The 24,191-nt window shown below is 72.5% G+C and carries 23 protein-coding genes and 1 pseudogene; 10 read left to right on the top strand and 14 right to left on the bottom strand.

Going from position 1 to position 24,191, the window contains the following annotated elements; all coding sequences use genetic code 11:
* Positions 1-79: 79 nt before the first annotated feature.
* A complete protein-coding gene (locus tag ACXNSR_RS32950; RefSeq protein WP_458639002.1) occupies positions 80-541 on the top strand; it encodes a universal stress protein in 462 nt (153 codons plus the stop codon).
* Positions 542-605: 64 nt separating this feature from the next.
* Here the strand turns inward: ACXNSR_RS32950 and ACXNSR_RS32945 are convergent, their stop codons facing one another.
* Positions 606-1,808 (bottom strand): CapA family protein, encoded by a 1,203-nt coding sequence (locus ACXNSR_RS32945; RefSeq protein ID WP_458639001.1) that lies wholly within the window; start codon positions 1,806-1,808, stop codon positions 606-608.
* A gap of 349 nt (positions 1,809-2,157) precedes the next feature.
* On the opposite strand from ACXNSR_RS32945, the gene ACXNSR_RS32940 reads away from it, so the two are divergent.
* From ACXNSR_RS32940 to ACXNSR_RS32930, 3 genes are all read left to right on the top strand, one after another.
* Positions 2,158-2,697, top strand: a complete 540-nt coding sequence (locus ACXNSR_RS32940; RefSeq protein WP_458639000.1) for a sigma-70 family RNA polymerase sigma factor — start codon at positions 2,158-2,160, stop codon at positions 2,695-2,697.
* Positions 2,698-2,925: 228 nt separating this feature from the next.
* Positions 2,926-3,390: a hypothetical protein gene (locus ACXNSR_RS32935; RefSeq protein WP_458643463.1), complete on the top strand. Its 465-nt coding sequence runs from the start codon at positions 2,926-2,928 to the stop codon at positions 3,388-3,390.
* Positions 3,391-3,480: 90 nt separating this feature from the next.
* Positions 3,481-4,185, top strand: coding sequence for a DUF4913 domain-containing protein (locus tag ACXNSR_RS32930; RefSeq protein ID WP_458638999.1), 705 nt, complete (start codon positions 3,481-3,483; stop codon positions 4,183-4,185).
* A gap of 13 nt (positions 4,186-4,198) precedes the next feature.
* On the opposite strand, the gene ACXNSR_RS32925 is transcribed toward ACXNSR_RS32930, so the two are convergent.
* The 7 genes from ACXNSR_RS32925 to ACXNSR_RS32895 all read right to left on the bottom strand — a co-directional run bounded on the left by ACXNSR_RS32925 (position 4,199) and on the right by ACXNSR_RS32895 (position 11,288).
* Positions 4,199-4,678 carry an AbfB domain-containing protein gene (locus tag ACXNSR_RS32925; RefSeq protein ID WP_458638998.1) on the bottom strand — a complete coding sequence of 160 codons (480 nt, stop codon included), beginning with the start codon at positions 4,676-4,678 and terminating at the stop codon, positions 4,199-4,201.
* Positions 4,679-5,185: 507 nt separating this feature from the next.
* Positions 5,186-5,743 carry an SMI1/KNR4 family protein gene (locus ACXNSR_RS32920; protein WP_458638997.1) on the bottom strand — a complete coding sequence of 186 codons (558 nt, stop codon included), beginning with the start codon at positions 5,741-5,743 and terminating at the stop codon, positions 5,186-5,188.
* Positions 5,744-5,831: 88 nt separating this feature from the next.
* Positions 5,832-6,218, bottom strand: coding sequence for a hypothetical protein (locus tag ACXNSR_RS32915; RefSeq protein WP_458638996.1), 387 nt, complete (start codon positions 6,216-6,218; stop codon positions 5,832-5,834).
* A 26-nt stretch (positions 6,219-6,244) separates the two neighbouring features.
* On the bottom strand, positions 6,245-7,105 hold the full coding sequence (locus tag ACXNSR_RS32910) for an Fpg/Nei family DNA glycosylase (protein WP_458638995.1): 861 nt from the start codon (positions 7,103-7,105) through the stop codon (positions 6,245-6,247).
* 87 nt (positions 7,106-7,192) lie between these two features.
* Positions 7,193-7,849, bottom strand: a complete 657-nt coding sequence (locus ACXNSR_RS32905) for a class I SAM-dependent methyltransferase (protein WP_458638994.1) — start codon at positions 7,847-7,849, stop codon at positions 7,193-7,195.
* A 57-nt stretch (positions 7,850-7,906) separates the two neighbouring features.
* On the bottom strand, positions 7,907-9,970 hold the full coding sequence (locus tag ACXNSR_RS32900; RefSeq protein ID WP_458638993.1) for a SpoIIE family protein phosphatase: 2,064 nt from the start codon (positions 9,968-9,970) through the stop codon (positions 7,907-7,909).
* A gap of 7 nt (positions 9,971-9,977) precedes the next feature.
* A complete protein-coding gene (locus ACXNSR_RS32895; protein ID WP_458638992.1) occupies positions 9,978-11,288 on the bottom strand; it encodes a DUF6777 domain-containing protein in 1,311 nt (436 codons plus the stop codon).
* 164 nt (positions 11,289-11,452) lie between these two features.
* Here ACXNSR_RS32895 and ACXNSR_RS32890 point away from each other — a divergent pair, with 164 nt between their 5' ends.
* Genes ACXNSR_RS32890 through ACXNSR_RS32880 form a run of 3 tightly spaced genes read left to right on the top strand, consistent with a single transcriptional unit; the run spans position 11,453 to position 14,363 of the window.
* Positions 11,453-12,373, top strand: a complete 921-nt coding sequence (locus ACXNSR_RS32890) for a YndJ family protein (RefSeq protein WP_458638991.1) — start codon at positions 11,453-11,455, stop codon at positions 12,371-12,373.
* Positions 12,370-12,903, top strand: a complete 534-nt coding sequence (locus tag ACXNSR_RS32885; protein ID WP_458638990.1) for a DUF1990 family protein — start codon at positions 12,370-12,372, stop codon at positions 12,901-12,903. Before ACXNSR_RS32890 ends, ACXNSR_RS32885 begins: the two co-directional genes overlap by 4 nt.
* Before the next feature lie 20 nt (positions 12,904-12,923).
* Positions 12,924-14,363, top strand: a complete 1,440-nt coding sequence (locus tag ACXNSR_RS32880) for a lipase maturation factor family protein (protein ID WP_458638989.1) — start codon at positions 12,924-12,926, stop codon at positions 14,361-14,363.
* Here ACXNSR_RS32880 and ACXNSR_RS32875 read toward each other — a convergent pair.
* Positions 14,349-15,332: an NAD-dependent epimerase/dehydratase family protein gene (locus tag ACXNSR_RS32875; RefSeq protein WP_458643462.1), complete on the bottom strand. Its 984-nt coding sequence runs from the start codon at positions 15,330-15,332 to the stop codon at positions 14,349-14,351. The two genes, ACXNSR_RS32880 and ACXNSR_RS32875, sit on opposite strands and share 15 nt — an antisense overlap.
* Before the next feature lie 154 nt (positions 15,333-15,486).
* A complete protein-coding gene (locus tag ACXNSR_RS32870) occupies positions 15,487-15,660 on the bottom strand; it encodes a hypothetical protein (RefSeq protein WP_162500713.1) in 174 nt (57 codons plus the stop codon).
* A gap of 329 nt (positions 15,661-15,989) precedes the next feature.
* Between ACXNSR_RS32870 and ACXNSR_RS32865 the strand changes: the two genes are divergently transcribed.
* The gene (locus tag ACXNSR_RS32865) at positions 15,990-16,493 is read left to right on the top strand and encodes an HD domain-containing protein (RefSeq protein WP_458638988.1); all 504 of its coding nucleotides are present in this window, start codon (positions 15,990-15,992) and stop codon (positions 16,491-16,493) included.
* A 29-nt stretch (positions 16,494-16,522) separates the two neighbouring features.
* On the opposite strand, the gene ACXNSR_RS32860 is transcribed toward ACXNSR_RS32865, so the two are convergent.
* Complete coding sequence (locus tag ACXNSR_RS32860) at positions 16,523-18,034, bottom strand: SDR family NAD(P)-dependent oxidoreductase (RefSeq protein ID WP_458638987.1); 1,512 nt, start codon at positions 18,032-18,034, stop codon at positions 16,523-16,525.
* Between the two features lie 291 nt (positions 18,035-18,325).
* Here ACXNSR_RS32860 and ACXNSR_RS32855 point away from each other — a divergent pair.
* Positions 18,326-19,138 (top strand): annotated as a pseudogene (locus ACXNSR_RS32855) (DMT family transporter); the annotation flags it as partial.
* A 24-nt stretch (positions 19,139-19,162) separates the two neighbouring features.
* On the opposite strand, the gene ACXNSR_RS32850 reads toward ACXNSR_RS32855, so the two are convergent.
* Positions 19,163-20,458: a transglycosylase family protein gene (locus tag ACXNSR_RS32850; RefSeq protein WP_458638986.1), complete on the bottom strand. Its 1,296-nt coding sequence runs from the start codon at positions 20,456-20,458 to the stop codon at positions 19,163-19,165.
* Between the two features lie 196 nt (positions 20,459-20,654).
* Between ACXNSR_RS32850 and gndA the strand changes: the two genes are divergently transcribed.
* The gene (gene gndA, locus ACXNSR_RS32845; RefSeq protein WP_458638985.1) at positions 20,655-22,100 is read left to right on the top strand and encodes an NADP-dependent phosphogluconate dehydrogenase; all 1,446 of its coding nucleotides are present in this window, start codon (positions 20,655-20,657) and stop codon (positions 22,098-22,100) included.
* A 304-nt stretch (positions 22,101-22,404) separates the two neighbouring features.
* Here gndA and ACXNSR_RS32840 read toward each other — a convergent pair whose 3' ends face one another.
* On the bottom strand, positions 22,405-22,854 hold the full coding sequence (locus tag ACXNSR_RS32840) for a spore-associated protein (protein ID WP_458638984.1): 450 nt from the start codon (positions 22,852-22,854) through the stop codon (positions 22,405-22,407).
* A 175-nt stretch (positions 22,855-23,029) separates the two neighbouring features.
* Positions 23,030-23,476 (bottom strand): DUF732 domain-containing protein, encoded by a 447-nt coding sequence (locus tag ACXNSR_RS32835; protein ID WP_458638983.1) that lies wholly within the window; start codon positions 23,474-23,476, stop codon positions 23,030-23,032.
* Positions 23,477-24,191: the final 715 nt, after the last annotated feature.

Genomic DNA, 24,191 nt, shown 5'->3' with positions numbered 1-24,191 from the left:
CACGGTCGGCCCGGGCCGTGTCCACGCGCAGGCCAGGGCCTTGCCCCGGGCGTTCGGGGCACGGCCTATCCTCGGCAGGGTGACGGAGCACGTGAACACGGAATTCGAACGCGGTACCGACGGCCCGAAGGTGATCCTGGCCGGGGTGGACGGATCGGAGTCCTCGCTGCGGGCCGCGGCCTACGCGGCGGGGCTGGCCCGGCGGCAGAACGCCCTGCTGGCCCTGGTGTACGTCCAGCCGGTGATCCCGGCCGGCGCCGCGCTGGGCGCGCCGGTGTCGGACACCACCGGGGAGATCGCGGAGGGCCTGGTCGCCGAGATCCGCGCGTCGGCGGAGCGGCTCAAGGGCATCTACGACGTGCGCTGGCAGTTCCACACCTTCCGCGGCGACCCGTACGCCGGCCTGGTGAGCGCGGCGGACGAGCTGATGGCGGACGCGGTGGTGGTCGGCGCCTCCGAACAGGCGGGCCACCGCATCGTGGGGTCGGTGGCGATCCGCCTGGTCAAGGCGGGCCGCTGGCCCGTCACCGTGGTTCCGTAGGTTTCCCGGGTCCCGGCCCCGCCCGGCCCTGTCCCCGTCCCTGTCCCCGCTCCCTTCCCCGGCCCTACTTGCCCATGGTCAGGCCGTCCTTGGCGGCGCCGCGGCTGAGTACGGCCTCGCTGATGGCGTCGCGCGCGCTCTCGTAGTCCTCGCGGCCGGGGTCCTTGGCGAGGGCGTCGGGCAGGTGCACGACCCGGCCCGCGGACAGGTCCATCATCTGTGGGACGAACTCGGCCTTGGTGACCTGCCAGCGCTGCCCGGCGGCGGCCGGCGGGGCGAAGGTGAACCGGCCGATCGAGCCGTAGTTGCCGCGCATGTCGCGCGCGCCCGTGTGGTTGAACATCTCCCCCGCGACCTGGTCGCCCATGCCGTAGACGATCCAGGTCCCGTTGACCTTCTCGTAGGGCTGCGGGATATGGGCATGTGTTCCGATGATCAGATCGATGTCGGGGCGGCCGCCGGTCTGCGAGGCGGTCAGCGCCCTGCCGAGCGAGAGCTGGGTGTCGTCCGGTTCGGTCTCCCATTCCGTGCCCCAGTGCACGCTTACCAGGACCACGTCCGCGCCCGCTTTCCGGGCCGCCCGCGCGTCCGCGACGATCTTGTCCTGCTTCATCAGGTTGACCGCCCACGGCTGGCCCTCGGGCAGCGGGTAGCCGTTGGTGTCGTAGGTGTAGGCGAGGTGCGCCACCTTGGCGGAACCCGCCGTGTACATGGTCACCGTGGCCGCCTCGGCGGCCGTACGGGCCGAGCCCGCGTGCTTCAGCCCGACCTTGTCGAAGCGGTCCAGCGTGCGGCGCAGGCCGTCGCCCCCGTCGTCGAGGGTGTGGTTCGAGGCCGTGGAGCAGCCGTCGTACCCGGCGCCCTTCAGTCCGTCGGCGACCTCCGGTGGCGACTTGAAGGCCGGGTAGCCGGAGAACGGCCCGCCCTCCTCCCCGTAGATGGTCTCCATGTGGCAGAGGGCGAGGTCGGCCGCCGAAACCACGGGCTTGACCCCGGAGAACATCGGCCCGAAGTCGTATCCGTCGCCGCCCGCGTCGTTCGCCGCGTGCTGGATGACGGAGGTGTGCGGCAGTACGTCGCCGCTCGCGACCAGGGTGAAGCCCCGGTCGGGGGCCGATCCGGCGGCGCTGGAGGGGACGGCGGGCGGTCCGCCGGAGTCCCCGAGGCGGGCCGGTGCGGAGCTCCCGGTGGCCGAACAGCCGACGGCGGCGGACAGCAGCACGGCCGACAGGAGGGCGAGCACCTGCGGCCGGATTCGCGTGGTCATGTGCCCTGCTCTCGTTAATACGATTATCTGACGTGTGATCACATGCAATCCATATAACTACACGCGGTAAGTCAAGGAACGGCGCCGCCGCGCGGACGCACACCCACCCGGACGGCGGACAGGAGCGGCGGACAGGGGCGGCGGCCACGAGCGGCCGCCACGGGCGGCGCCGGGCGCCTGCCGTTCGCCGCGCCGTTCGACCGTTCACCGACCCGCACGGCCGCCCGGCGGACGACCCGGGTGCTTGGGCGCAACGCCGGGGCCGGACGGTTCCGGGTCGGCTCCGTGCAGGTCAGGGTGGACGGGTCGCCGCCTCCACGGCCCCCACGCACCCCGGAAGGAGCCCCTCGTGCCGCTCTCCCCCACCCTCCCGCGTACGGACCCCGAGGCACTCGCCGAACTCCAGCGCGACCACGGGCGGGCCCTGTTCGGGTTCCTGGTCGGCCTCACGGCGGGGGACGCCCAGCGCGCGGAGGACCTCGTGCAGGAGACCCTCGTACGGGTCTGGCAGCACCCGGAGGCCCTGTCCAGCGGGCACGACTCGATGCGGCCCTGGCTGTTCACGGTGGCCCGGCGCCTAGCGATCGACGCCCGGCGGGCCCGGCTGTCGCGGCCGCTGGAGGTCGATCCGGAGGTGCTGGAACACGCACCCGAGCCCCAGGACGCGGTGGCCGGCTCGGTCACGGCGATCGACGTCCGGCGGGCCGTGGGATCCCTGGGGCCGGAGCACCGCGAGGTGCTGATGCAGGTCTACTTCCGTGACCGCTCGGTGGCCGAGGCCGCCGCCGAACTCGGCATCCCGGCCGGAACCGTCAAGTCCCGTACGTACTACGCCCTCCGCGCCCTGAAGAAGGGCCTCCAGGGGTACGGGTACGGCCTCGGGGCCTGAGTCTGCGGCACGGCGAAGGATCGGTTAACGCCGTGAATGGATGCGGATCGGACATAAAACGCGTCGATTTCGGCACCAGAGCGTGCAAGTTGAGTAAACATCCCCCGCTCCGAGAGCCGCTCGGTGAAGGCTCGGGACTGACGACGGGACGCTCGAAGCGCGGGAGAAGGTGGAACGGTGCAGCCCGAGGGTAGTAACGGCACCAGTGACGGCGGGCTCGCGGTGCCCATGGCCTGGCTGTACGCCGAGTACATCGCGGACGAACTGCTGCGTACGGGCCGGCTCATCCCGGTCAGCACCCTGGAGTTCAGGGCCGGACGGGACACGCTCGCCCTGACGATCTACCTCTCGGACGCGGCCGGTGAGCTCTCCGGCATCCGGGTGGTCTCGCAGCTCGACGAGTGGCTGTCGCTCACGGCGTACGGGCACCCGTGGCGCGACTGGGTCCACACCCGGTTCCTCGCGCTCGGCGAGGAGGCCCGGGAACGCGGCGACGGCGGGGACCCCGACCTGGAACTGGCCCGTGCGGCGTGGCGCTGGCTGGACGGCACCGAGCTGTTCGCCACCAACCTCGACCCCGGCCGGCCCGAGCACACCGACATCCCGCCGGGACTCGACGAGAACGCGCGCGTCTGGACACCGGCCTGGCAACTCGGTCTGCCCCTCGGACACTTGGCGATGCACCTGTTCTGACAAAGCCGCGGGCACGGACACGGGCGCGGGAGGCTGAACTCGTATGATCAGCACACTCCTCTCGTGGCTCGAAAGGCACATACCGGTTCCATGGACAGCAAAGCGATCGAGAACGCCCAACGGGTGGCAGCGCGGGTGACGGCCGAAGCCGATGGCGATGCCTGGAAGGAACACCACTGGACGGTGGCCCGCTTCCTGGCCGGTTCCCGGTCCGCCGCGGAAGAGGACCGCTGGAGGAGGCAGCTGGACGACTGGAGGGAGCGGCTCGTCGCCTCCCTCGCGGCGGACGCCTACGCCGAGGTCGCCGAATCCCAGGACCTCCTCCTGGGCTGGCTCCTGACGGAACTCGGGCGCAGCGACGACGCCCTGGGCTCGCTGCTGGCGCTGTACCCCCTGCCCCGGCCGAGGCCGGAACCGCGTTCCGTCTTCCCCATGCCCGCGGCGGACGTATACGGCGACGGGCCCGAGTTCTACTTCAGCGACGTCTTCGCCTTCGTCACCGACTACCTCGCGGTCACGGTCCGCCGCCCGCTGGACGGTGCATCCGCCACCTGGTGTCCGCTCTGGTGGGAGCACCCGGAGGCGGGGGCCCGGCTGTCCTCGCTCTGGCTGGCCTGGGAACACCTGCGCCACGATCCGGCCCTCGGCATGACGACGTGGTGGATCCAGCACGCCGACCCCCACCTGCGGGTCCTGATGGACCCCCGGCAGGGCCCGTTCGCCGCATGCTCACCCAAGGGCCACACCCAGCAACCACTGGGCCCGCTCCCGGTGGAACCGTACGAGCCGAACTGAACCGCCGGCACGCCTAGAATTCCTCCGGGTGGAGTGGCGGGGCGATTCTGAAGCAGGCGGACTGGAGGTCGGCGATGGTGAACAGCGGCTCGGCGAAGAGTTCGAAGTTCCTGTGCCGGATGAATCGGTCCGGGAACTTCACGGATCGGAACGACGCCTGGTTCGGATCGATTTCCGCCGCCTGGATGACGTAGGTCGATTCCTCGATGACCTCCGCCTTGACCTGGGGGTCGATGATCCCGGTGAAGAACTTGCTGTGTATCCGGAAGTCGTCGAACGTCGCGATGCGCAGACAGAATCCCGGCGGAGCAACTGCCCGTACCAGCATTCCCGTTCCGCCGAAGTTCACCAGGCTGGGACCGGTCCACTGGAACGTGGCGTCACGGCGGTCTTCGTCGGTTTCGATCTTGGCGATGTCACCGAAACCGTTGCGATCGATGATGAAGAAGTCGGGCAAGTTGTTCGAGAACAGTGAAAGTTTCAGAACGGCCATGATGTCCGTCCTTCCCTGGTGCATCCAGCAGGGCGTCCGAGTGGTGGCTACTCGATTCGACTTCAACCACCCCGTGCGCGGGGACGGGTGTGGGAGCCGAGAATGCCGTCACGCTCTTGCTTCCATGCGGGTGAGAGCACTATGTCCATCATGCGCCGCCCGGGGCGCAGATGCCAGCCTTCATCACGGTTACCGCTTCAACCACACGACAGCTCTGAGGGCACGTCGCGATCGCGCTGGACATCGACAACACCTCACTGGGAACGGACCAAAGGCGGCCACTCCGAACGCACCTTCAAGCTCCCGGACTTCGACGGCCAACTGCAGTAGCCCGGGATGGGTGAGGCGCAAGCCGAGGACCGGCGCGCGCACGCTCGGCCCCTGCGCCCCGGGGAGGATTTACCCCGGGGAGTTCATGTTCGGAGCCGGATCGTGACGGCCGAACGGTGGCAGTGCCCGGGAAGGTCCCTTCGGCCCCTGTGGACGGTCTTCCACGGCCCTAAACGCTCATGACCGGTCGGACAAGTCCTGGCTGTCGAAAGGTTTGTAGCGGGCATCGGCCCCGGGCCAGGCGCGGTCCATGAACGGTGCCCGGTCGAGGCCGTCGAAGCAGCGCATCAGGAAGTCGGTGAAGGTGCCGCTGGTGCGGTACCACTCCGCGCACTCGCTGCCGACCACGATCTCCCAATCGCCCGGATCCGGGCCTCCCACCAGGAAGTAGTACTCGCTGCTGTGCTCGTCGTGGCCCCAGGGGATGAGCCCGCCGGGGTCGGGGTGGAAGGGGAAGGGATAGAGGTCCTCCGCGCCTCTTCGTGCCTCGCGCCAGGCCTCCAGGGACCAGAATTCCTCCAGCTCGGCAGCGGTCATGAGACCCGTCGGCCGGTCCAGGTGGAGGTATCCGTCGAGGGTTCCCGGCCCGTACGTGTCCATGAAGGCCTTGTAGTCCGCGGGCAGTGTGACACCGAGGTGCCGTTCGGAGGCCTCCCAGAGCTCTCGGCTCGGCCGGCCCCAGGCCTCCTCCGGCTCACCGAGCAGTGCCCGGAGGCGTTCCCATGGTGATGGCATGCCGTTCCTCGTCCCTGGTGTGCAAGTGGTCGGGACCATCATCCGGGCCCCCTCTGACAACACCGCCGCGAGCCTGCGGGCGCAGGTACTAGGCGCGGTCGGCCGGGTCCATCACCAGGCCGGTGAAGTCCGCCTCGTTGCGCTCCGCCCGGGTGATGTACCACCGGGCGATGAGCCACATCACCGGATACACCAGCAGGCCGAGTGCCACCCACACCAGTGGCCCCGACGCGTCGTGCGACAGGGCGAACAGCAGCGGCAGGGTGCCGATCAGCGATACGAGCGCGGCCAGCGCGCCCAGAGCCGCGCGCAGTTGGCTGCGCATCAGGGCCCGGACGTAGGTGGCCCCGAGGGTGGTCTGCTCGGAGATCTCCGAGCGGGCCGGGGTGTGCGCGGGCGGGCGGCGGGTGCCCCGGGGGGTCCCGGTGACGATCTCGCGCCGGGGCGGCGCCTGTTGCTGGTGCTCCTCGGCCATGGTCGCGGAGTCTACGCAGCGGCCGCCTATTTGAGGAGCCGTGAGAGCCGCCGGTCGGCGAGCGGCTTCCCGCCGGTCTGGCAGGTGGGGCAGTACTCCAGGGAGGAGTCGGCGAAGGACACCGAGCGTACGGTGTCCCCGCACACCGGGCACGGCTCACCGGCCCGGCCGTGCACCCGCAGACCGCTCTTCTTCTCGGCCTTGAGCTGTCCCGCGGCCACCCCGTGGGCCCGGCCGACGGCCTCGCCCAGGGTGCTCCGCACGGCCTCGTAGAGCTGGGTGAGCTGCTCCTCGGTGAAGGAGGCGGCGAGCTTGAACGGCGAGACCCTGGCCGCGTGCAGGATCTCGTCGCTGTAGGCGTTGCCGATTCCCGCGATCACGCTCTGGTCCCGCAGCACGCCCTTGATCTGGCGCCGCTCCCCCGCGAGCAGCGCGGCGAAGGCGTCCCGGTCGAAGCCCTCGGCGAGCGGGTCGGGGCCGAGGCGGGCGATCCCGGGTACCTCCTGCGGGTCGTGGACCACGTACACGGCGAGGCGCTTCTGTGTCCCGGCCTCGGTGAGGTCGAAGCCGCCCCCGCCCACGAGGGAGACGCGCAGTGCGAGCGGCCCCCTGCCGGGGCGCGGCGGCTGTGCGGGCAGGGTGTCCTGCCAGCGCAGCCAGCCGGCCCGGGCGAGGTGCGTGACGAGGTGGAGGTCGCCGACCGGCAGGGCCAGGAACTTGCCGTACCGGGCGGCCGGGCCGGCCGGCTGCCCCTCGAGGGCGGTCAGCGGTGGGTCGTAGGTCTTGAGCACGCTGACGGCGAGCGGGAGGACGCGCTCGACCACCCGCCCGGTGAGGTGCTCGTCGAGGTACTCCCGCAGGGCCTCGACCTCGGGCAGCTCCGGCATGGTCCCAGCCTGCCGCCGCCTCCGGCGGAGCGCGAGCGGGCGGGGTCGCGCCGCCGCGACCGTCCGGGCTGCCTGCGGCCGCCGGGGTCAGGTCCGGGCGATCAGTGCGTACCGCTCGTCGGTGACCGGTCCGCCCCACAACTCGGTGTCGCCGCTGAGCGGTTCGATCCGCAGGTCGGACACCAGGGGCCGGACCTCATCGGCCAGTTCGCCCGCGGTGATCCCGCCGTGCCAGGGGAGCGATTCGGCTCCGGCGACGTAGGGCGCGCCGCTGTCGCCGGCCTCCCGCCAGCGCCCCTCGACCAGTACGAGCCGCCCGCCCGGGCCGAGCCGGGCCACCCACGCGCGGAGTGCGGCCCCGGGATCGGGCAGGGTCCACAGCAGGTGCCGGCAGAGCAGGACGTCGTACCGTTCCTGCCCGGTCGGCGGATCCGCGGCGTCGCCGACGAGGAACCGGCCCGACAGACCCGCGGCGGCGACTTTGGCCTCGGCCCGCTCCACCATCCGGGGCGCGAGGTCCACGCCGGTCACCCGGTGCCCGGCCTCGGCCAGCAGCAGGGACAGCGACCCGGTACCGCAGCCGAGGTCGAGGACGCCGGCCGGCCCGGCGGGCAGCCAGGACCTCAGCAGCCGGGCCCACGCGGCGCGGGTGTGCTCCTGCCGCAGGCCGTGATCCGGTTCGTCGTCGAACGCGGCCGCGGCGGCGTCCCAGTAGGCGGTGATGGCGCGGGTCGGTTCGGACATACCGGTGATCCTGCCAGCCGCCATCGGCAGCGGTCCGGAGGACGGCGAAACGGTGGGTCAGCCCATCACGAACTCGCACCAGACGCATTTGCCGCCGCCCCGCGGTTCCACGCCCCAGACGTCCGCCAGGCGGTCGACCAGCATCAGGCCCCGTCCCGAGACGCCCGACTCGCCCGCCTCGCGGCGGCGCGGCAGGGCGCTGGAGCGGTCCTCCACCTCCACCCGGAGCCGGCGCTGGGGGCCCGCGAGGACCCGTAGGGTCACGATCGCCGGGCCGTCGGTGTGCATCAGGGCGTTCACGATCAGCTCGTCCGCGACCAGTTCGATCTCGTCGGCCCGTTCCCGTGCGCCCCACGACCGCACCGCCGCGCCGATCATGTGCCGGGCCGCCACCAGGGCCTCCGGGTCCCCCGGTGCCACGTGCTGCTGGAGGCGGCCGCCGCCCTCCTGGGCGGCCACCACGTGGCGGCGCAGCAGGAGCAGCGCCATGTCGTCGTCCCCGCCCCGTTCGTCGACGATCTCGCACAGCAGGTCCGCGAGGAGCTGCAGGTCCGCCGGTCCGCGGCGGATGTGGGAGGCCAGGAGCTGGATTCCGTCGTCGAGGTCGGCGCCGGGCTGTTCCACCAGGCCGTCGGTGCACAGCAGGACCGTTTCCCCCGGGTCCAGCTCCACCGTGGTCACCGGGTACTCCAGGCGGCTGAACTCCGCCGAGAGGCCGAGCGGCATCCCGCCCGCCACCGGGAGCCGGTGGCAGTCCCCGTCGCGGGTGCGCAGCAGCGGGTCGATGTGGCCCGCCCGGACCACCTGGAGGACGCCCGTCGAGAGGTCGGCCTCCACGTACGTGCAGGTCGCGAACCGGTCGGTGTCCAGCTCGTGCAGGAAGACCGAGGCCCGGGCCATGACCGTGCCGGGCGAGTGCCCCTCGGCGGCGTACGCGCGCAGCACGATCCGCAGCTGGCCCATGACGGCCGCCGCGTGCGTGTCGTGGCCCTGGACGTCGCCGATGACGGCGCCGACCCGGCCGCCGGGCAGCGGGATGACGTCGTACCAGTCGCCGCCGATGTCCTGGCCCATCCGGGCGGACCGGTAGCGCACGGCGATCTCCCCACCGGCGACCGAGGGGATCCGGCGCGGCAGCATGGCCTGCTGGAGGCCCTCGGCCAGATCATGCTCCTGCTCCAGCAGCATGGCCCGCTGGAGGCTCTGCGCGATGCTGCTGCCCAGGGCGACGAGCAGATTGCGCTCCTCCTGGGTGAAGCCGTCCTTGTCCTGGTAGAGCAGTCCGATCGCGCCTATGGGGCGGGCCTGGGCGATGAGCGGCAGGTAGGCGGCGGCCGAGATCCGCATGTACGAGATCTTCGCCCAGAGCCCGGGGTATTCCCGGGCGAATTCCTGCGCCGAGTCGAGGAAGCGCGGCTCCAGCGAGCGGACCACCTCGCTCATCGGGTACTGCTCGTCGATGCGGGTGTAGCGGGTGCCGGGGACGAAGCTGTCCTCGGGTCCCTCGGCGACCAGGTGGATCCGGCCGGCTTCGACGAGGCCCATCACCATCCCCATCGAGCCGAGCCGTTCCAGTCCGTGGGCGTCGCCGATGACGTCGATGACGTCCTGCACGGTCCGGGCGTGCGCGAGGGCGGCGGTGGTGGACTCGACCACCGACGTCTGGCGGCGCCGTTCCTCGTCCAGGCCGAGCCGCTCCGCCGAGTGGCTGAGCTCGTCGGTGGCGTCCCGGACGATGCCGATGATGCGGTACGCGCGGCCGTCCTGGCCGCGCATGACCCGGCCCTGGGTGTGCGTCCAGCGCAGCCGGCCGTCGTGGCAGCGGATGCGGAAGTAGGCGCCGTAGCTGTCCTCGCCGCTCTTGAGGGCGGAGGAGACGAGGGCGTCGAGCCGGGCGCCCTCGGTGGCGGGAACGCGCGGGTTGAGCGACTCCGGCCGGCCGTCGTACTCGTCGGGAGTCGTGTCGAAGACGTCGAGGGCGGCTTCGTCCATGTGCATGAGACCGGTGATCAGGTCCCAGTCGAAACTGCCCATGCGGTTCAGCGAGAGCGACCGGTCCGGGTGTGCGGGCCAGTCGTCCGGCAGAGATACGGTGGTCGGCACCGATCCACCATGACACACGGGCCGGTCAGGCGCTCTCCAGCGGATTGCCTCCGTCCGAGGACTGCGGCTGCAGGTCCGGGTCCGGAACCGCGTAGGGGTCGGCCGGGTTGTAAGGGGCGTACGGGTCGGACGGGATGTCCGGGTCGAGCGGAGCGGCGGGGTCTGCGGGGGCGGCGGGGTCTGCGGGCTGCAGGCCCGATCCGTCGGGTTCGGGGGGAAGCAGTCCCAGCTCGCCGGGGTCCAGCGGCGGCAGGCCGGCCAGGGGGTCCGAGGGTTCGGCGGACGGCGGCCGCTGCTGCGGCTGCTCCGGTTGCCGCGGCCGGGTGGACGGGTTGGACGGCGTGCCCGGGTTCCGCGGCAGGTTCCCGCCGGTCGAGCTCTGCGAGCCCTGCGGGCAGTCCGTCGCCCCCGGCGTCGGCGCGGTGGCACCGGTCGGGACGTTCGGGGATGCCTGTGAGGCCTGGTTCGGCGGGCAGGGGTCGCCCGACGCGGACCCCGGCGGGGTGACGGGCCCGTCCGGGATGCCGGCGGACGGGTCGTACGGGGGCAGCGTCTTCGGGACCCGGTCCTGTGCGCCGTCGTCACCCCGTTTGCGCTCGATCCAGGTGTTGTCGGCGATGTTGACGATCACCAGGTTGTTGATCACGTGGGTGGTCGGTTCGATGACGACGACCTGGTTGGCCTGGTAGCCGCTCCACGGATCGCCCTTGTGCACCGGGGATCCCTTGGCGGTCCGCGGGGAGGCCAGCGGGTTTCCGCAGCCGCAGCGGACCCGGGGCATGCCGTGCTCGTCCACGAGGACGGCGGTGCCGGCCTGCAGGACGGACTGGAAGTCGTCGGCGGCACCGTCGCGGAAGGCGTGGTTGGTGACCCGGGTGTCGGCGCGCAGGACGACGGGCGTCAGGCCGCGCAGGAACTCGGGGATCTTCCCCACTTCGATGTTCGACGCCTCGGCGAAGGCCTGGGCCTTGGCCTTGTCGTCCTCCAGGAAGCGGACCTGCTGTTCCACGTCGCAGCTGCCGAGCCGCTGGGTGCCTCCGTACAGGCCGGGGGTGGCCGCGTTGACGGTACGGATGCCCTGGCCGGTCGGGTTGGGCAGCGGGGGCTGTACGGGGGCGGACTCGGCGGTGGCCGAGGAGGGGGTGAAGGGGTCGGGTCCGGCGGAGGCGACGGGCTGGAGGTAGACCTCCTGGCTCTCGGCTCCGGGCGCTCCCTTCGGCTGCTCGGGGCTGCCGCACGCCGCGGCGAGGAGGCCGAGGAGGGCGAAGAGGGCGGCTCCGGCGGGCGCATGACGCCGCGATGCCTGACGTGGTGTCGGAAGTGACGATCCGTTCACTTGAATCTCCCTGTTCGCCCCGGTTGCTCACCTCTTGTCTGCCGCATCCGCGCGGGAGCCGCAACCGGAGCGCACCTTGAACATGTTCAAGGAACGCCGTACGCTCACCATCGTGAGTTGAACGCGTTCAAGGCGTTGGGCCGCAGCGTTGGGGGGAGTCCAGGGTGACGGTACTGGTGAACGTGATCGTCACCCTGGGCATGCTCTACGTCGTCCCGGCGGGCCTGCGGCTCATCGAACCGGCCCGGCTCCTGCGGACGGCCCGCCTCTGGCCGCTCGCCGCCGCCCCGGGAGCCCTGTGCCTGTGGCTGCCCCGCGGACTGCCCGCCACCGCGCTCGCCGCGCTGTACGCGGCGGCCTGCCTGGCGCTCGCCGCCCGGGCCCCGGTCCGGCTGCTGCGGGCCCGTTCCCTGACCCCGCCCTCCATCGCCGTCGCCACCGCGCTGGTCTCGCCGTCGATCGCCGCCACCGCGCTCGTCGCCGAGCGTGCCGGATACCGGCTCTTCGGCTTCGACCTCGACATCCTGGCGCTGACGGTGCCCCACTTCCACTTCGCCGGGTTCACCGCAGCCCTGGTCGCCGGGCTGGTGTGCCGCGCCGTGAGCGGCCGCGCCGAAACGGGCGGCCTCGCCCGCTGGGCGGCGTACAGCGTCCCGGCGGGCACCCTGCTCGTCCTCCTGGGCTATTTCGTCGACGACTGGGCCGAGCTGCTGGGCGCGGTGGTCCTCACCGGCGGAATGTGGGCCGTGGCCCTGCTCACCTGGCGGGAGATCCGGCCCGCGGGCGCGGACCGGACCACACGGACCCTGCTCGCCACCTCGGCGACCGTGCTCGTGGTCACGATGCTGCTCGCCCTGTGGTGGGCGGCCGGCGAGGCCACCGGGATCACCCATCCCACCCTGACCTGGATGGCCGCCACCCACGGCCTCGGCAACGCCCTCGGATTCGCCCTGTGCTCGGTGCTCGCCTGGCGCCGCCTGGCCGCCGACGCGCGCACCGCCGACGCGCGTACCGCCGACGCGCGTACCGCCGACATCCGCACCGCCGACACCCGCCCCACCGACCGAGTGGAGACCTCGCCATGACCCGCCTCATCAGCGCCGGCCGGGACACCGTCAACTACCCCGACCGGGGCGCGACGACCCACCGGCCGCTGCCCGCCGGATACAACCACCTGGGGCACCGCACCCGCCTCGGCCACGGCCGGGCCGTCTTCGAGGCCGCCGGTACCGCGGTCACCACCTTCGAGGCACACCGGACGTCTGGCATGCGCGTCCGCGCCGACGCCGGCGCGGTGCGGCCCGGCAGCCGGGTGATCGTCGGGATCGGCCTCGGGCCGCTGCGGATCGACGCTCCGTGCGAGGTGATCTGGACCGCGTACGAGCCCGCCCGCATCGGTTTCGCCTACGGAACCCTGGCCGGGCACCCCGAGTGCGGGGAGGAGTCCTTCATCGTGGACATGGACCCCGACGGGACGGTGTGGTTCACGGTCACCGCCTTCAGCCGCCCGAACGCCTGGTACACCCGCCTCGCCGGCCCGGTGGTCCCCTTCCTCCAGCTGTCCTACGCCCGCTGGCTCGGCCACCACCTGCGCAGGCTGGCCGCCACCGGCTGACCGGTCCGATACTGGAGGCGATGGACTGGTTCACGGCGCCCGGATACTGGCTCGCCCGGCTGGTCTTCCAGCGGGCCCTGGCCGGGGTCTACCTCGTCGCCTTCCTCGGGGCCGCCCTGCAGTTCCGGGCCCTGATCGGGGCGCACGGCATGACGCCCGTACCGCGTTACGTACGGTACGTGCCCTTCCGGCGCGCCCCGAGCCTCTTCCAACTGCACTACTCCGACCGGCTCTTCGCGGGCTGCGCCTGGGGCGGCGCGGCGCTGGCCGCGGCGCTGGCCGCCGGGGCCGGGGACGAGGTGCCGCTGGGCGCGGCCATGGCCATGTGGGCCGTGCTGTGGCTGCTCTACCTCTCGATCGTGAACGTGGGGCAGACCTGGTACTCCTTCGGCTGGGAGTCGCTGCTGCTGGAGGTGGGCTTCCTGGCCGTGTTCCTCGGCAACGCACGGGCCGGCCCGCCCGTGCTGGTGCTGTGGCTGCTGCGCTGGGTGCTCTTCCGCGTGGAGTTCGGGGCCGGGCTGATCAAGATGCGCGGGGACCCCTGCTGGCGCAAGCTGACCTGCCTGTACTTCCACCACGAGACGCAGCCGATGGCCGGGCCGCTGAGCTGGTTCTTCCACCATCTGCCGAAACCTCTGCACCGGGTGGAGTGCGCGGCCAACCACGTGACCCAACTGATCGTCCCGGTGCTGCTGTTCACCCCGCAGCCGGTGGCCTCGTACGCCGCCGGGATCGTCATCGCGACACAGCTGTGGCTGGTGCTCTCGGGCAATTTCGCGTGGCTGAACTGGCTGACGATCACGCTGGCCGTCTCGGCCGTGGACTTCACGGGGCTCGCGGGCCCTCCCCCGGCGGCCGCCTCGCGCACGGGTCCCGTGTGGTTCGTGGTCCTGGTGTGCGCGGTGACCGTCCTCGTCCTGTTCCTCAGCCGGCACCCGGTGCTCAACATGGTCTCGCGCCGCCAGGTGATGAACCGCTCCTTCGACGCGCTGCACCTGGTCAACACCTACGGGGCCTTCGGCTCGGTCGGCCGGACCCGGATGGAGGTGGCGGTGGAGGGCACCACGGACCGGGTGCCGCGCGCGGACGGGGACTGGCGCGAGTACGGCTTCAAGGGCAAGCCGGGGGAACCGGGCCGGATTCCGCGCCAGTTCGCCCCGTACCACCTGAGGCTGGACTGGCTGATGTGGTTCGCCGCGATCTCCCCCGACTACGCGCGCGACTGGTTCGGGCCGTTCGTGGAGCGGCTGCTGGCGGGCGACCGGGACACGCTGCGGCTGCTGCGCGGCAATCCGTTCCCCGACGCGCCGCCCGTCCACGTCCGCGCCCTGCTGTACCGCTACCGGTTCACCACCTGGCGGGAGCTGCGCGAGACGGGGGCCTGGTGGCACCGCACGCTCGTGCGCGAGTACCTCCCGCCGACCCGCCTCGCGGACGCGCGCCGCTCAGAGCCCGAGTAGCGCGGCCTCCCGCTCCGCCGAGATGCCCTTGGCCGGCACGTCGGGGCGCTGCGGGGCGGCTCCGCCGAGCGTGCCCAGCCAGGTCCAGGTGTCGGCCACGGTCTCCTCGACCGGCCGGCACGTCAGCCCGGCGGCCAGCGCCTTGGAGACGTCCCCGCGGTGCATGTGGTCGTGGGCCTCGCCCTCGGGGACCCAGACCGGGAGCTCGGTCCAGGGCTGCACGCCCGCGTCCAGGAGCCGGTCCGGGTCGGTCCAGCGCAGGTCGGCGCCGCCCCCGGTGACGGCGGCGCAGGCGTCGAGGAGCCCGCCCATCGTGGCGTGCCCGGACGGGGAGACCAGGTTGTAGGCGCCCGAGCGCCCCGCCGCCGCCGCGTCGAGGGTCCAGTGCGCGAGGTCGCGTACGTCGATGTACTGGATCGGGAGCTCCCGCGGTCCCGGTGCGAGCACGGGGCCGCCGCGGGCGGTGCGCTCCAGCCACCACGGCAGCCGGCCGACGTTCTCGTACGGACCGAGGATCAGGCCGGCGCGTACGAGCAGGGCGCGGTCCCCGAAGGCGGCCAGGGCGGCGAGTTCGCCGCCCCGCTTGTCCTCGGCGTAGGCGGTCGGTCCGGCGTCCGGCGAGCCTCCGACCAGAGCGCCGTCCTCGGCGAGGCCGGCGGGCGCGGGGTAGGTGTACACCGAGCGGCTGGAGACGTACGCGTACCGCCCGGCCCGGTCCCGCAGCAGGCGGGCGCTGTCGCGCACCGCGGTGGGCGCGCCGCCCCAGGTGTCGACGACCAGGTCCCACTCTCCCGTACCGAGGGCGGCCAGCCCGCCGGGGGCGGTGCGGTCCCCGTGGAGGGCGGAGGTGCCCGGCGGGGGTGTGTGGTGTCCGCGGTGGAAGACGGTCACCTCCCAGCCCCGGGTCAGGGCGTCCTCGGTGATCGCGCGTCCGACGAATTCGGTACCACCCAGCATCAGCAGCTTCATGGCCGCCAGCCTGCCGGGCCGGGCGCGGCGCCGGAAGCGGTGATCGCCGTCCGCGAAGACGCTCAGGGCGTAGCCGGGAGGGGAACCGGACCGGGCGCAGGGCAGCGCCCCCGGTGCGCGTGGCACGAGGGGGCGCTTGGCACCGCTGTGCGGACTAGTCGATACCGGGCAGGATGTGCGCTTCCGCCAGGTCGTCCTCGTACCCGGCCAGCCGGATCGGGGCGGATCGGGCCCAGACCTCGAGGCTTCCGAGTTCGTCGGTCCGGGGCTTCGCCCGCGTTCCCGTCCGCTCCATGACCGTCGGTTCGGGCTTTGTCTTCTCAGTCACCGCGCACTCCTTCGTGTCGCGCAACCCGGTGGGCGGACCGCGCCCCGGGCAAGGGATGAAAGGTTTCCGGACGCGGTGGCGCCTTGGTGGAGCGCGGCCCGGGTGGGGGCCGTCTTGATGCCCCAGGGTACACATATGAGCGGACCTCCGCTCGATAGGAAGGCAAAATCCGCTGCGCCCTCTTACTTTCGCTCCTAGTTCAGCAAGTCGTGGGTCTGCGGGCAGGTGACGGCTGATCTGCTCGACCCCGGACGTGCGGGGTGTGACGGAGGGGGTCGGCGGTGGCGAGGTCCGGAGTGCCCGAGGCTCAAGTCCCTTACGTCACAAGCGTGCTGGAGCTGATGGAGCTGTTGCGCGCCGACCCCGACGACCGGGGCCTGCGGACCGCCGCCCTGCTGCGCCGCTCGCACCCCTTCGACAAGGAACTGCAGATCGCGGGCCTGGTGCACCGCCTCGGGCGCTTGCTCCGTCTGAGTGACGGGACGGTTACCGTCGGGGTTGCCGCGGAATCGATCCGCCCGCTGCTGGGCGATCGGGTGGCCCGGCTGGTACGGCTGCAGTCGCCGGAGCGGCCCGCCGGGGCGGACGACGGACACCGCGACGGCAGCGGTCGCGACGACGCCGAGGCGGTGGCCACCCTGCGCCAGGCCCGGGACGCAGCCGCCGCGGCCGGCCTGGACGCGGGCGTGCTGGAGGACTGGCAGCCTCTGCTGGAACTGGTCGCGGCCGGATCCTGCCGGGTCGGACCCCCCGGGAACGCGCTCGACCCCCTCGGTGCGCCGAGGGGGTCGAGGAGGCCGGGCGGGCCGGGCGGGCCGGACCGGGCCCGGTAGGACGGGGAGGGGACTCCGGGGTCGCGGGGTTACCAGTTCGCCGGGGCGTAGTCCTTGAGGAAGACGCCGAACAGGTCCTCGCCGGCCTCACCGCGGACGATCGGGTCGTAGACCCGGGCCGCGCCGTCGACCAGGTCGAGCGGGGCGTGGAAGCCCTCCTCGGCGAGGCGCAGCTTGTCGAAGTGCGGACGCTCGTCGGTGATCCAGCCGGTGTCGACCGAGGTCATCAGGATGCGGTCGGTCTGGAACATCTCCTGGCCGCTGGTCCGCGTCACCATGTTCATCGCGGCCTTGGCGGCATTGGTGTTCGGGTGCCCCGCGCCCTTGTAGCCGCGGCTGAAGACGCCCTCCATCGCCGAGACGTTGACGATGTACGCCCGCCCGTTGGCCGCCTTGCGGGCGGCGTCCGCCATGGCTGGCCGAAGCGCGCTGATCAGGATGAACGGCGACGTGTAGTTGCACAGCTGGGTCTCGAGCAGCTCCACCGGGGAGATCTGGTCGATGGTCTGCACCCAGGTGTTGGACTCGACGACGTCGGGCAGCAGGCCGCCCGCGTCGATGGCGGTGCCGGCGAGGTGCCGCTCCAGGCTGGCGTTGCCCGCGACGAGGGCGAGGTCGGCGACCTTCTGCGCCTCCAGTCCGCTCACCCCGACGGGCAGCGCCGCCAGACCGTCGACCGCGCCGGAGTTGAAGGCGCCGATGACGTGGTGGGCGGGGAGCTCACCGGCGGGCAGCGGGGCGGACTCCCCCTCGACCAGCGCCGCGTAGGCGCTGGGCAGGCGGCGCACGGTCTGCGTCGCGTTGTTGATCAGGATGTCGAGCGGACCGGCCGCGGCCACCTGCTCGGCGAGGGCCACGGACTGGGCCGGGTCGCGCAGGTCGATGCCGACGACCTCCAGGCGGTGCATCCAGTCCGCGGAGTCCTCCATCGCCTTGAAGCGGCGGATGGCGTCCTTGGGGAAGCGCGTGGTGATCGTGGTGTGGGCGCCGTCGCGCAGCAGCCGCAGCGCGATGTACATGCCGATCTTGGCCCGGCCGCCGGTGAGCAGCGCGCGCTTGCCGGTCAGGTCGGCGCGGGCCTCCCGCCTGGCCCGGTTCTCGACGGCGCAGCCCGGGCAGAGCTGGTGGTAGAAGTAGTCGACCTCGACGTAGCGGGTCTTGCACACGTAGCAGGAGCGCGGGCGCTGGAGTATCCCGGCGATCCGGCCGGCCTCGGTGACCGAGGAGGGCAGGATGCCCTCGGTCTCGTCGTCGATGCGCTCGGCGGAGCCGGTGGCGGTGGCCTCGGTGACGGCTTTGTCGTTGGCGGTCTTGGCGGCGCGGCGCTCCTGGCGGCGGCGCTGCTTGACCGTCCGGTAGAGGCCGGCGGTGGCACGGCGTACGGTGATCGCGTCGGGGTGGTCGACGTCGATCCTGTCCAGCTCGTCGAGCACGCTGAGGCAGAGGGCCAGCCGCTCGGGGTCGATCCCGGGCCCGTAGGCGTGCCCGGAGTCGTGGCCGTGGTCCTGGCCGTAGTCCTGGCTGTCTTCGGTCACCGTCATCGCCGCTGCCGTTCCTCGATCACTCGTCCGCATCCGCCTGCTGCGGAAGTCCTCAAAAGGGAAACTGTACGGATCGCACATGCCCGGAGCCAAACCCGCTTCCGTCACACTCACCCACCGCGAGCGGGGCGTCACCGTATGCGTCGGACCGGTGGCGGCGGGGCGGCGCCGCGGGTCGCTGTCCGCTGTCCGAGGGGCCACGCTGCGTACTCCCGTACTACGTCGGGAGTATGACTGATCACCACCTGTGGACGGAGGAATAGCGCAGGTGGGTGCGGCATTGTGGACCTTATGAGTGCACTGGCGCTGTCGGTCCTGCTCTGCCTCGTGTCCGCCCTTGCGTACGCGGGTGGCGCGATCGTCCAGGAACGGGTCGCGGCGAGCACGCCGGACCGCCGGTACGCCCCGCTGCGCCGGGGCGTGTGGTGGGTGGCGGTGGGGCTGAACGGCCTCGGTGCGCTGCTGCACGTGGTGGCCCTGGCGTACGGGCCGCTGAGCCTGGTCCAGCCGCTGGGCGCCCTGACCATCGTCTTCGCCCTGCCCATGGCGGCGCTGTTCGTGCGCCGCCGGGCGGGCGCGGCGGCCTGGCGCGGGGCTCTGCTGGCCACGGTCGGTCTGGCCGGGCTGCTGGCGCTGACCGGCGGGAGCGGACGGGCCGGGCAGGCGCTCGCCGGGGACGAGCGGCGCGTGCTGCTCGTGGTGACCGCCGGGGCGGTGCTGCTGCTGTTCCTCGCGGCGCACCGGATGCACCGGGCGGTGCTGCACAGCGTGCTGCTGGCGGCGGCCGCCGGTACGGCCTTCGGTATGGCCTCGGTGTTCACCAAGGCGGTGGCCGAGGGCTTCGGGCCGGACGCGCTGCCCGGCCTGTGGCCCGACCTCGCCGCGATAGCGGTCCTGGCGGCCGGCGGGCTGCTGCTGTCGCAGGCGGCCTACCGGGGCGCCGGACTGACCGCGCCGCTGGCCACGGTGACCGTGGTCAACCCGGTGGTGGCGGCGACGGTCGGCATCACGCTGTTCGACGAGGGCTTCCGGTACGGGACCGCGGGCGCGACGGCGGCGGTGGCCAGCGCCGCGCTCGCCGCGGCCGGCCTGATCCTGCTCACCGTCGTGCCCTCGCACGTGCGCGGGTCAGATGCGGACCCCGTGGCCGCGGAGGTACTTGAGCGGGTCGATGTCGGATCCGTAGCCGGGTCCCGTGCGCATCTCGAAGTGCAGGTGCGGGCCCGTGGTGTTGCCGGTCGAACCGGAGCGGCCGATGCGCTGGCCTCCGGAGACCTGCTGGCCGGCCTTGACGCCGAGGGCGGAGAGGTGGGCGTACTGGGAGTACCTGCCGTCGGTGTGCCGGATGACGACCTGGTAGCCGTAGGCCCCGGCCCAGCCGGCGGAGACGACCTCGCCGGGTCCCACCGACTTGACGGTGGTGCCGGTCGCCACCGGGAAGTCGACGCCCGTGTGGTAGCCGCTGGACCAGGAGGATCCCGAGACGCGGTACGCGGTGCCGAGGGCCGCGTCGACGGGGGCGGAGAATCCGCCCGCGGCGGGCTTCTGCTGCGCTGAGGCGGGCTCCGGAGCAGGCTTCTCGGCCGGTTTCTCGACCGGCTTGGGCGCGGGCTTCTCGGCCGGTTTCTCCGCGGGCTTCTCGGCGGCCGGCTCCCCGGGGAGTACCGGGTCGGCGGTCCGCGGCGGCTTCTGCGGGTCCTGCCTGGGCGGTGGCGGCAGGGCCGGCGCCGTGGTGACCCGCAGGGTGAGCCGCTGGCCCGGGAAGATCAGGTTCGGGTTGCCGCCGATGGTGGTCCGGTTGGTCTCGTACAGCGCCTGCCAGCCGCCCTCGACGTGCTGGTCGGTGGCGATCGCGGAAAGCGAGTCGCCGGGCGCGACGACGTACGGGTTGGGCAGGACGGAGGTCCCCGTCGGGCGCGGTCCGCCGCCCTGCTCCGGGGCCGTGCGCGCCACGGGGGCCTGCGGCTGTGTCTGCGCGTGCGCCTGTGTCTGCGCGTGCGCCGGTGTCTGCGTCTGCGTCTGCGGGGTGACCGCGGGCGCCGGACCGCTGCGCGTGAGTCCGGCCTGCTTCCCGCAGTTGGGCCAGGCTCCGGGGCCCTGCCCCTTCAGCACCTTCTCCGCGACCGCGATCTGCTGGTCCTTGGTGGCGAGATCGGCGCGCGGGGCGTAGGCGGTGCCGCCGAAGGCCCGCCAGGTGCTCTGGCTGAACTGGAGGCCGCCGTAGTAGCCGTTGCCGGTGTTGATGCGCCAGTTGTTCGTCGACTCGCAGGAAGCGACCTTGTTCCAGGTGTCCACGGAGGCCGCGTGGGCGACTCCGGCCCCGATCAGCGGGAGCGCGATCCCGGCCCCGCCGGCGGTGACGGCCAGTGAGGCCCGGTTGATGCTGCTCGGCTGATACCGGCGGTGCCGGCCCCGTACACCCATGGGAGCCCCCATCGAAGACATCAGGAACGGCACAACCTAACGTCGCGATCAGAGCGTGACAAGAGGCGCAACGGGGCGCATGCCACCGGAACTTGACTGTACATCGATGAGCAAAAGATCCACCGGGCCCCGCGTGGGGGTAGCTTCGGTGCTCCCGGCCCACCGAAGGCACACCGAAGCAAGCAGGAGCGCAACGATGAGCACCAGCACAGCCCAGATCGGCGTCACCGGACTCGCTGTCATGGGCAGCAACCTCGCCCGCAACTTCGCCCGCAACGGGTTCACCGTGGCCGTCCACAACCGCACCGCCGCCAGGACCACCGCGCTCGTCGAGGAGTTCGGGCACGAGGGCTCCTTCGTGGCGGCGGAGTCGGCGAAGGAGTTCGTCGACGCGCTGGAGCGCCCCCGGCGCATCGTCGTCATGGTGAAGGCCGGGGAGCCGACCGATGCGGTGATCCGCGAGTTCGCCCCGCTCCTGGAGGAGGGCGACGTCATCATCGACGGCGGCAACGCGCACTTCGAGGACACCCGGCGCCGCGAGCGGGAACTGCGGGAGCAGGGGCTGCACTTCGTGGGTGTGGGCATATCCGGCGGCGAGGAGGGCGCACTGCTGGGCCCGAGCATCATGCCGGGCGGCTCGACCACGTCCTACGCCTCCCTCGGACCGCTGCTGGAGAAGATCTCCGCGAAGGCCGCCGACGGCACGCCGTGCACCTCGCACGTGGGGCCCGACGGCGCCGGGCACTTCGTCAAGATGGTGCACAACGGCATCGAGTACGCCGACATGCAGCTCATCGCCGAGGCCTACCACCTGCTGCGCGAGGTCGCGGGCTACTCCCCCGCGAAGATCGCGGAGACCTTCCGGGCCTGGAACCGGGGACGCCTGGACTCGTACCTGATCGAGATCACGGCGGAGGTGCTCGCGCACACGGACGCCGCGACCGGGCGCCCGTACGTCGACGTCGTGGCCGACGCCGCCGAGCAGAAGGGGACCGGCCGCTGGACCGTGCAGATCGCCCTCGACCTCGGGGTACCGGTGTCGGGGATCGCCGAGGCGGTCTTCGCCCGCGCGGTCTCGGGCCACGCGGACCTGCGCGGCGCCGCGCGGGGGCTCGCGGGCCCGACGGCTGCCGCGCTCGCGCCGGAGGAGGCGGAGGCGTTCGCCGCCCAGGTGGAGCAGGCGCTGTACGCGTCGAAGATCGTCTCGTACACCCAGGGCTTCCACCAGATCCGGGCCGGCAGCGAGGAGTACGGCTGGAACGTGGACCTGGGGGCCGTGGCCTCGCTGTGGCGCGGCGGCTGCATCATCCGGGCCGCGTTCCTGGACCGGATCAGGGCGGCGTACGACGCGCGGCCGCAGCTGCCGAGCCTGCTGGCGGACGAGCACTTCGCCGAGGAGATCGCGGCCGCCCAGGACGGCTGGCGGTCCGTGCTGGTGGCGGCGGTGCGCCAGGGCATCCCGGCGCCCGCCTTCGCGGCCTCACTGGCCTACTACGACGCGCTGCGCGCGGAGCGGCTGCCCGCGGCCCTCACCCAGGGGCAGCGGGACTTCTTCGGCGCGCACACCTACCGGCGCACCGACCGCGAGGGCTCCTTCCACACCCTCTGGAGCGGCGACCGCTCCGAGGTCCGCACGTCCTAAGCCCCTGGGACCTGTCCGGCCGGTCATGTGCGCGGCCAGTGGCTCGTACCGCTCGTCGTCGAAGCCGGGTGGCCGTCCGCCTCGTGAGCCCTTCCCGAGGCGGACGGCCCGGCCGTCGGTCTTCTCCGGGATCGTGTGCCGGACGCCCCGTCCGCCGCCACCCCCGAGATGGCTCGTCACGGACCGGGAAAGCCCGGACGCGCGGCATCCAGGTCCGGGATCCGCCCCGGGCCCCATGCGGTCGTCGGGTCGAAGGTCCGACCCGGCGACCGCGCGACGTCACGGAACGCCGCGTTCGCGAGTGTCAGCGGACCTCGGTGACCCGGTGTTCCTTGAGCGCGCCACAGTTGGAGTTGTACACCTGCACGTGCACGTTGCTGATGCCCCCGCCCCAGTCGACGCAGTGGCCCTTGCCGTACACGTAGGCCGGGCCCGCGTACGACGTGTACCGGCCGTAGTCCTCGCCCCGCTCCCAGGTGTCGGGGACTTCGATCCAGAGGGCCATGTCCACGGCCGCGCCCGGGTTGTTGCGGATGGTCGCGACGCAGTTCTTGCCGCTCGCGGCGTTGTACGTCAGGTAGACGGTGCCCAGCGAGCCGATGGCGGCCGAGTTCACGGTCTTGAAGGCGCTTCCGCAGACCTTCTGCGGCGTGGTGTTGGGTGCGGCGGTGGCGGGCGCCGCCAGCGCGGTCGTGGCCCCCAGGGCCAGGGCGGCGAATGCGGTGGTGGTAAGGACGGAACGGGTGAATTTCATGTTTCCCCCTGGTCGTCATAGGAGTTGGTCGCTCCTGCACGGTGAGACGTGAAAGGCGGCGGAACGGTTGCGTATCGCCCACAAGGGATGTCACCGCGCCGCCTTGCCGCCCCGCCCGCAGGGCGACGGGCGGCCGTACCCGCACCCACCCGCAGCGTGGTGCTCTGTGGCTCCGTCAGTACGTGGGGCAGAGGTTGGTCTGTACGGCGGCGAGGATGAAGGCGGCCTTGGTGGGGCCGAAGCCGTCCGGATGGTTGGGGCTGATGAAGCGCCGGTTCGTGGACTCGACACGCTTGGTCGGGTCCTTCTCGTCCTTCATGGACTGGCACTGACTCAGCCCGCGGCTGACGGCCTTGTCGTCCTTGCCGTCGACGATCTCGGGGTCGATTCCGTTGAGCGCGGCGAGGTAGACGGCGCGCTGCTCGGGGGCGGGGCCGGGCGGGATGCCGGCGGCTGCGGCTGCGGAGCTGGGCGCCTCGGGGGCGATGCTCGACCGGGATGCGGACGGCGGGGCGGCAACCTTGTCGTCGGGCTTGGGCTCGCTGGTCACGGCCTCGGAGCAGCCGGTGAGGGCGAGGAGGCCGGCGGCGGCGAGGAGGGTGACGGTGTGGTGTGTGCGCATGGCGTCATGGTGTCGGCGCCGGGACCGGTGCGGGTGCGCTGTGGCTGATCCGTGACGCGCGAAAGCCCCGCCACGTGAGCAGGAGGGCGGTGCAGGTTCCGAATCCGCCGACGAGCAGCAGCACCGCCGCCGGCCGCGGTGCGGCCGGTCGTTCGCCGAGGGCCCGCCCCCTGGACCCCGGCCGACCGGCACACCGATAGACGTTGTTCGCGCACACCGGCACGCGGCTGGCGCCCGCATCGACCCGCCGCCGGCGCCCTGCTCGAAGGGGAGAGGCACCGGCAGATCACCAGGGCGAAACGCCGTGGCAGAGCCTCGTCGCCCGCCTCCGCAAGGGCTCACGCGGCGGACGGCCACACGGCTTCGACGAAGCGCGGTAACGAGACGCAACACCGTTGAACGGGCAATCAATCGGCTCGAGCGCGCCGGAGCCGTGGCCACGCGCTACGGCAGGCGCGGCCCCTTGTCACCTGGCTCCGCACGACCGGCCGGGCAAGCCCTGGCTGAGGGGCCCGGGCTGCGGGATCGGCGCGGGCCCGGGCGGCGCGGGGACCGGGTCCGGCTCGGGCACCGGGCCGGGCACGGGCGGTACGGGCCGCGGAATGGGCTCGGGGTCGGGGAAAGGACTCGGTCCCGGGACGGGCGGCTGCGTCTCTTCTGCATCTCGCTTTCGCACCATAAGCCCCACCTTCCCGCGTTTGCGGCCTCTATGCCT

Source organism: Streptomyces sp. NC-S4 (genome assembly GCF_054353315.1).
The sequence above is the reverse complement of the archived record's forward strand: the minus strand, read 5'-3'. Positions and strand labels throughout refer to the sequence as shown.

Excerpts from the sequence above, each read along its gene's own strand:
- ACXNSR_RS32860 (WP_458638987.1), bottom strand. The coding sequence starts at position 18,034 with ATGACGGTGACCGAAGACAGCCAGGACTACGGCCAGGACCACGGCCAC.
- gndA (WP_458638985.1), top strand. The coding sequence starts at position 20,655 with ATGAGCACCAGCACAGCCCAGATCGGCGTCACCGGACTCGCTGTCATG.
- ACXNSR_RS32880 (WP_458638989.1), top strand. The coding sequence starts at position 12,924 with ATGGACTGGTTCACGGCGCCCGGATACTGGCTCGCCCGGCTGGTCTTC.
- ACXNSR_RS32885 (WP_458638990.1), top strand. The coding sequence starts at position 12,370 with ATGACCCGCCTCATCAGCGCCGGCCGGGACACCGTCAACTACCCCGAC.
- ACXNSR_RS32905 (WP_458638994.1), bottom strand. The coding sequence starts at position 7,849 with ATGTCCGAACCGACCCGCGCCATCACCGCCTACTGGGACGCCGCCGCG.
- ACXNSR_RS32835 (WP_458638983.1), bottom strand. The coding sequence starts at position 23,476 with ATGCGCACACACCACACCGTCACCCTCCTCGCCGCCGCCGGCCTCCTC.
- ACXNSR_RS32935 (WP_458643463.1), top strand. The coding sequence starts at position 2,926 with ATGGCCTGGCTGTACGCCGAGTACATCGCGGACGAACTGCTGCGTACG.
- ACXNSR_RS32925 (WP_458638998.1), bottom strand. The coding sequence starts at position 4,678 with ATGGCCGTTCTGAAACTTTCACTGTTCTCGAACAACTTGCCCGACTTC.
- ACXNSR_RS32915 (WP_458638996.1), bottom strand. The coding sequence starts at position 6,218 with ATGGCCGAGGAGCACCAGCAACAGGCGCCGCCCCGGCGCGAGATCGTC.
- ACXNSR_RS32875 (WP_458643462.1), bottom strand. The coding sequence starts at position 15,332 with ATGAAGCTGCTGATGCTGGGTGGTACCGAATTCGTCGGACGCGCGATC.
- ACXNSR_RS32930 (WP_458638999.1), top strand. The coding sequence starts at position 3,481 with ATGGACAGCAAAGCGATCGAGAACGCCCAACGGGTGGCAGCGCGGGTG.
- ACXNSR_RS32840 (WP_458638984.1), bottom strand. The coding sequence starts at position 22,854 with ATGAAATTCACCCGTTCCGTCCTTACCACCACCGCATTCGCCGCCCTG.
- ACXNSR_RS32945 (WP_458639001.1), bottom strand. The coding sequence starts at position 1,808 with ATGACCACGCGAATCCGGCCGCAGGTGCTCGCCCTCCTGTCGGCCGTG.
- ACXNSR_RS32910 (WP_458638995.1), bottom strand. The coding sequence starts at position 7,105 with ATGCCGGAGCTGCCCGAGGTCGAGGCCCTGCGGGAGTACCTCGACGAG.
- ACXNSR_RS32850 (WP_458638986.1), bottom strand. The coding sequence starts at position 20,458 with ATGGGTGTACGGGGCCGGCACCGCCGGTATCAGCCGAGCAGCATCAAC.
- ACXNSR_RS32920 (WP_458638997.1), bottom strand. The coding sequence starts at position 5,743 with ATGCCATCACCATGGGAACGCCTCCGGGCACTGCTCGGTGAGCCGGAG.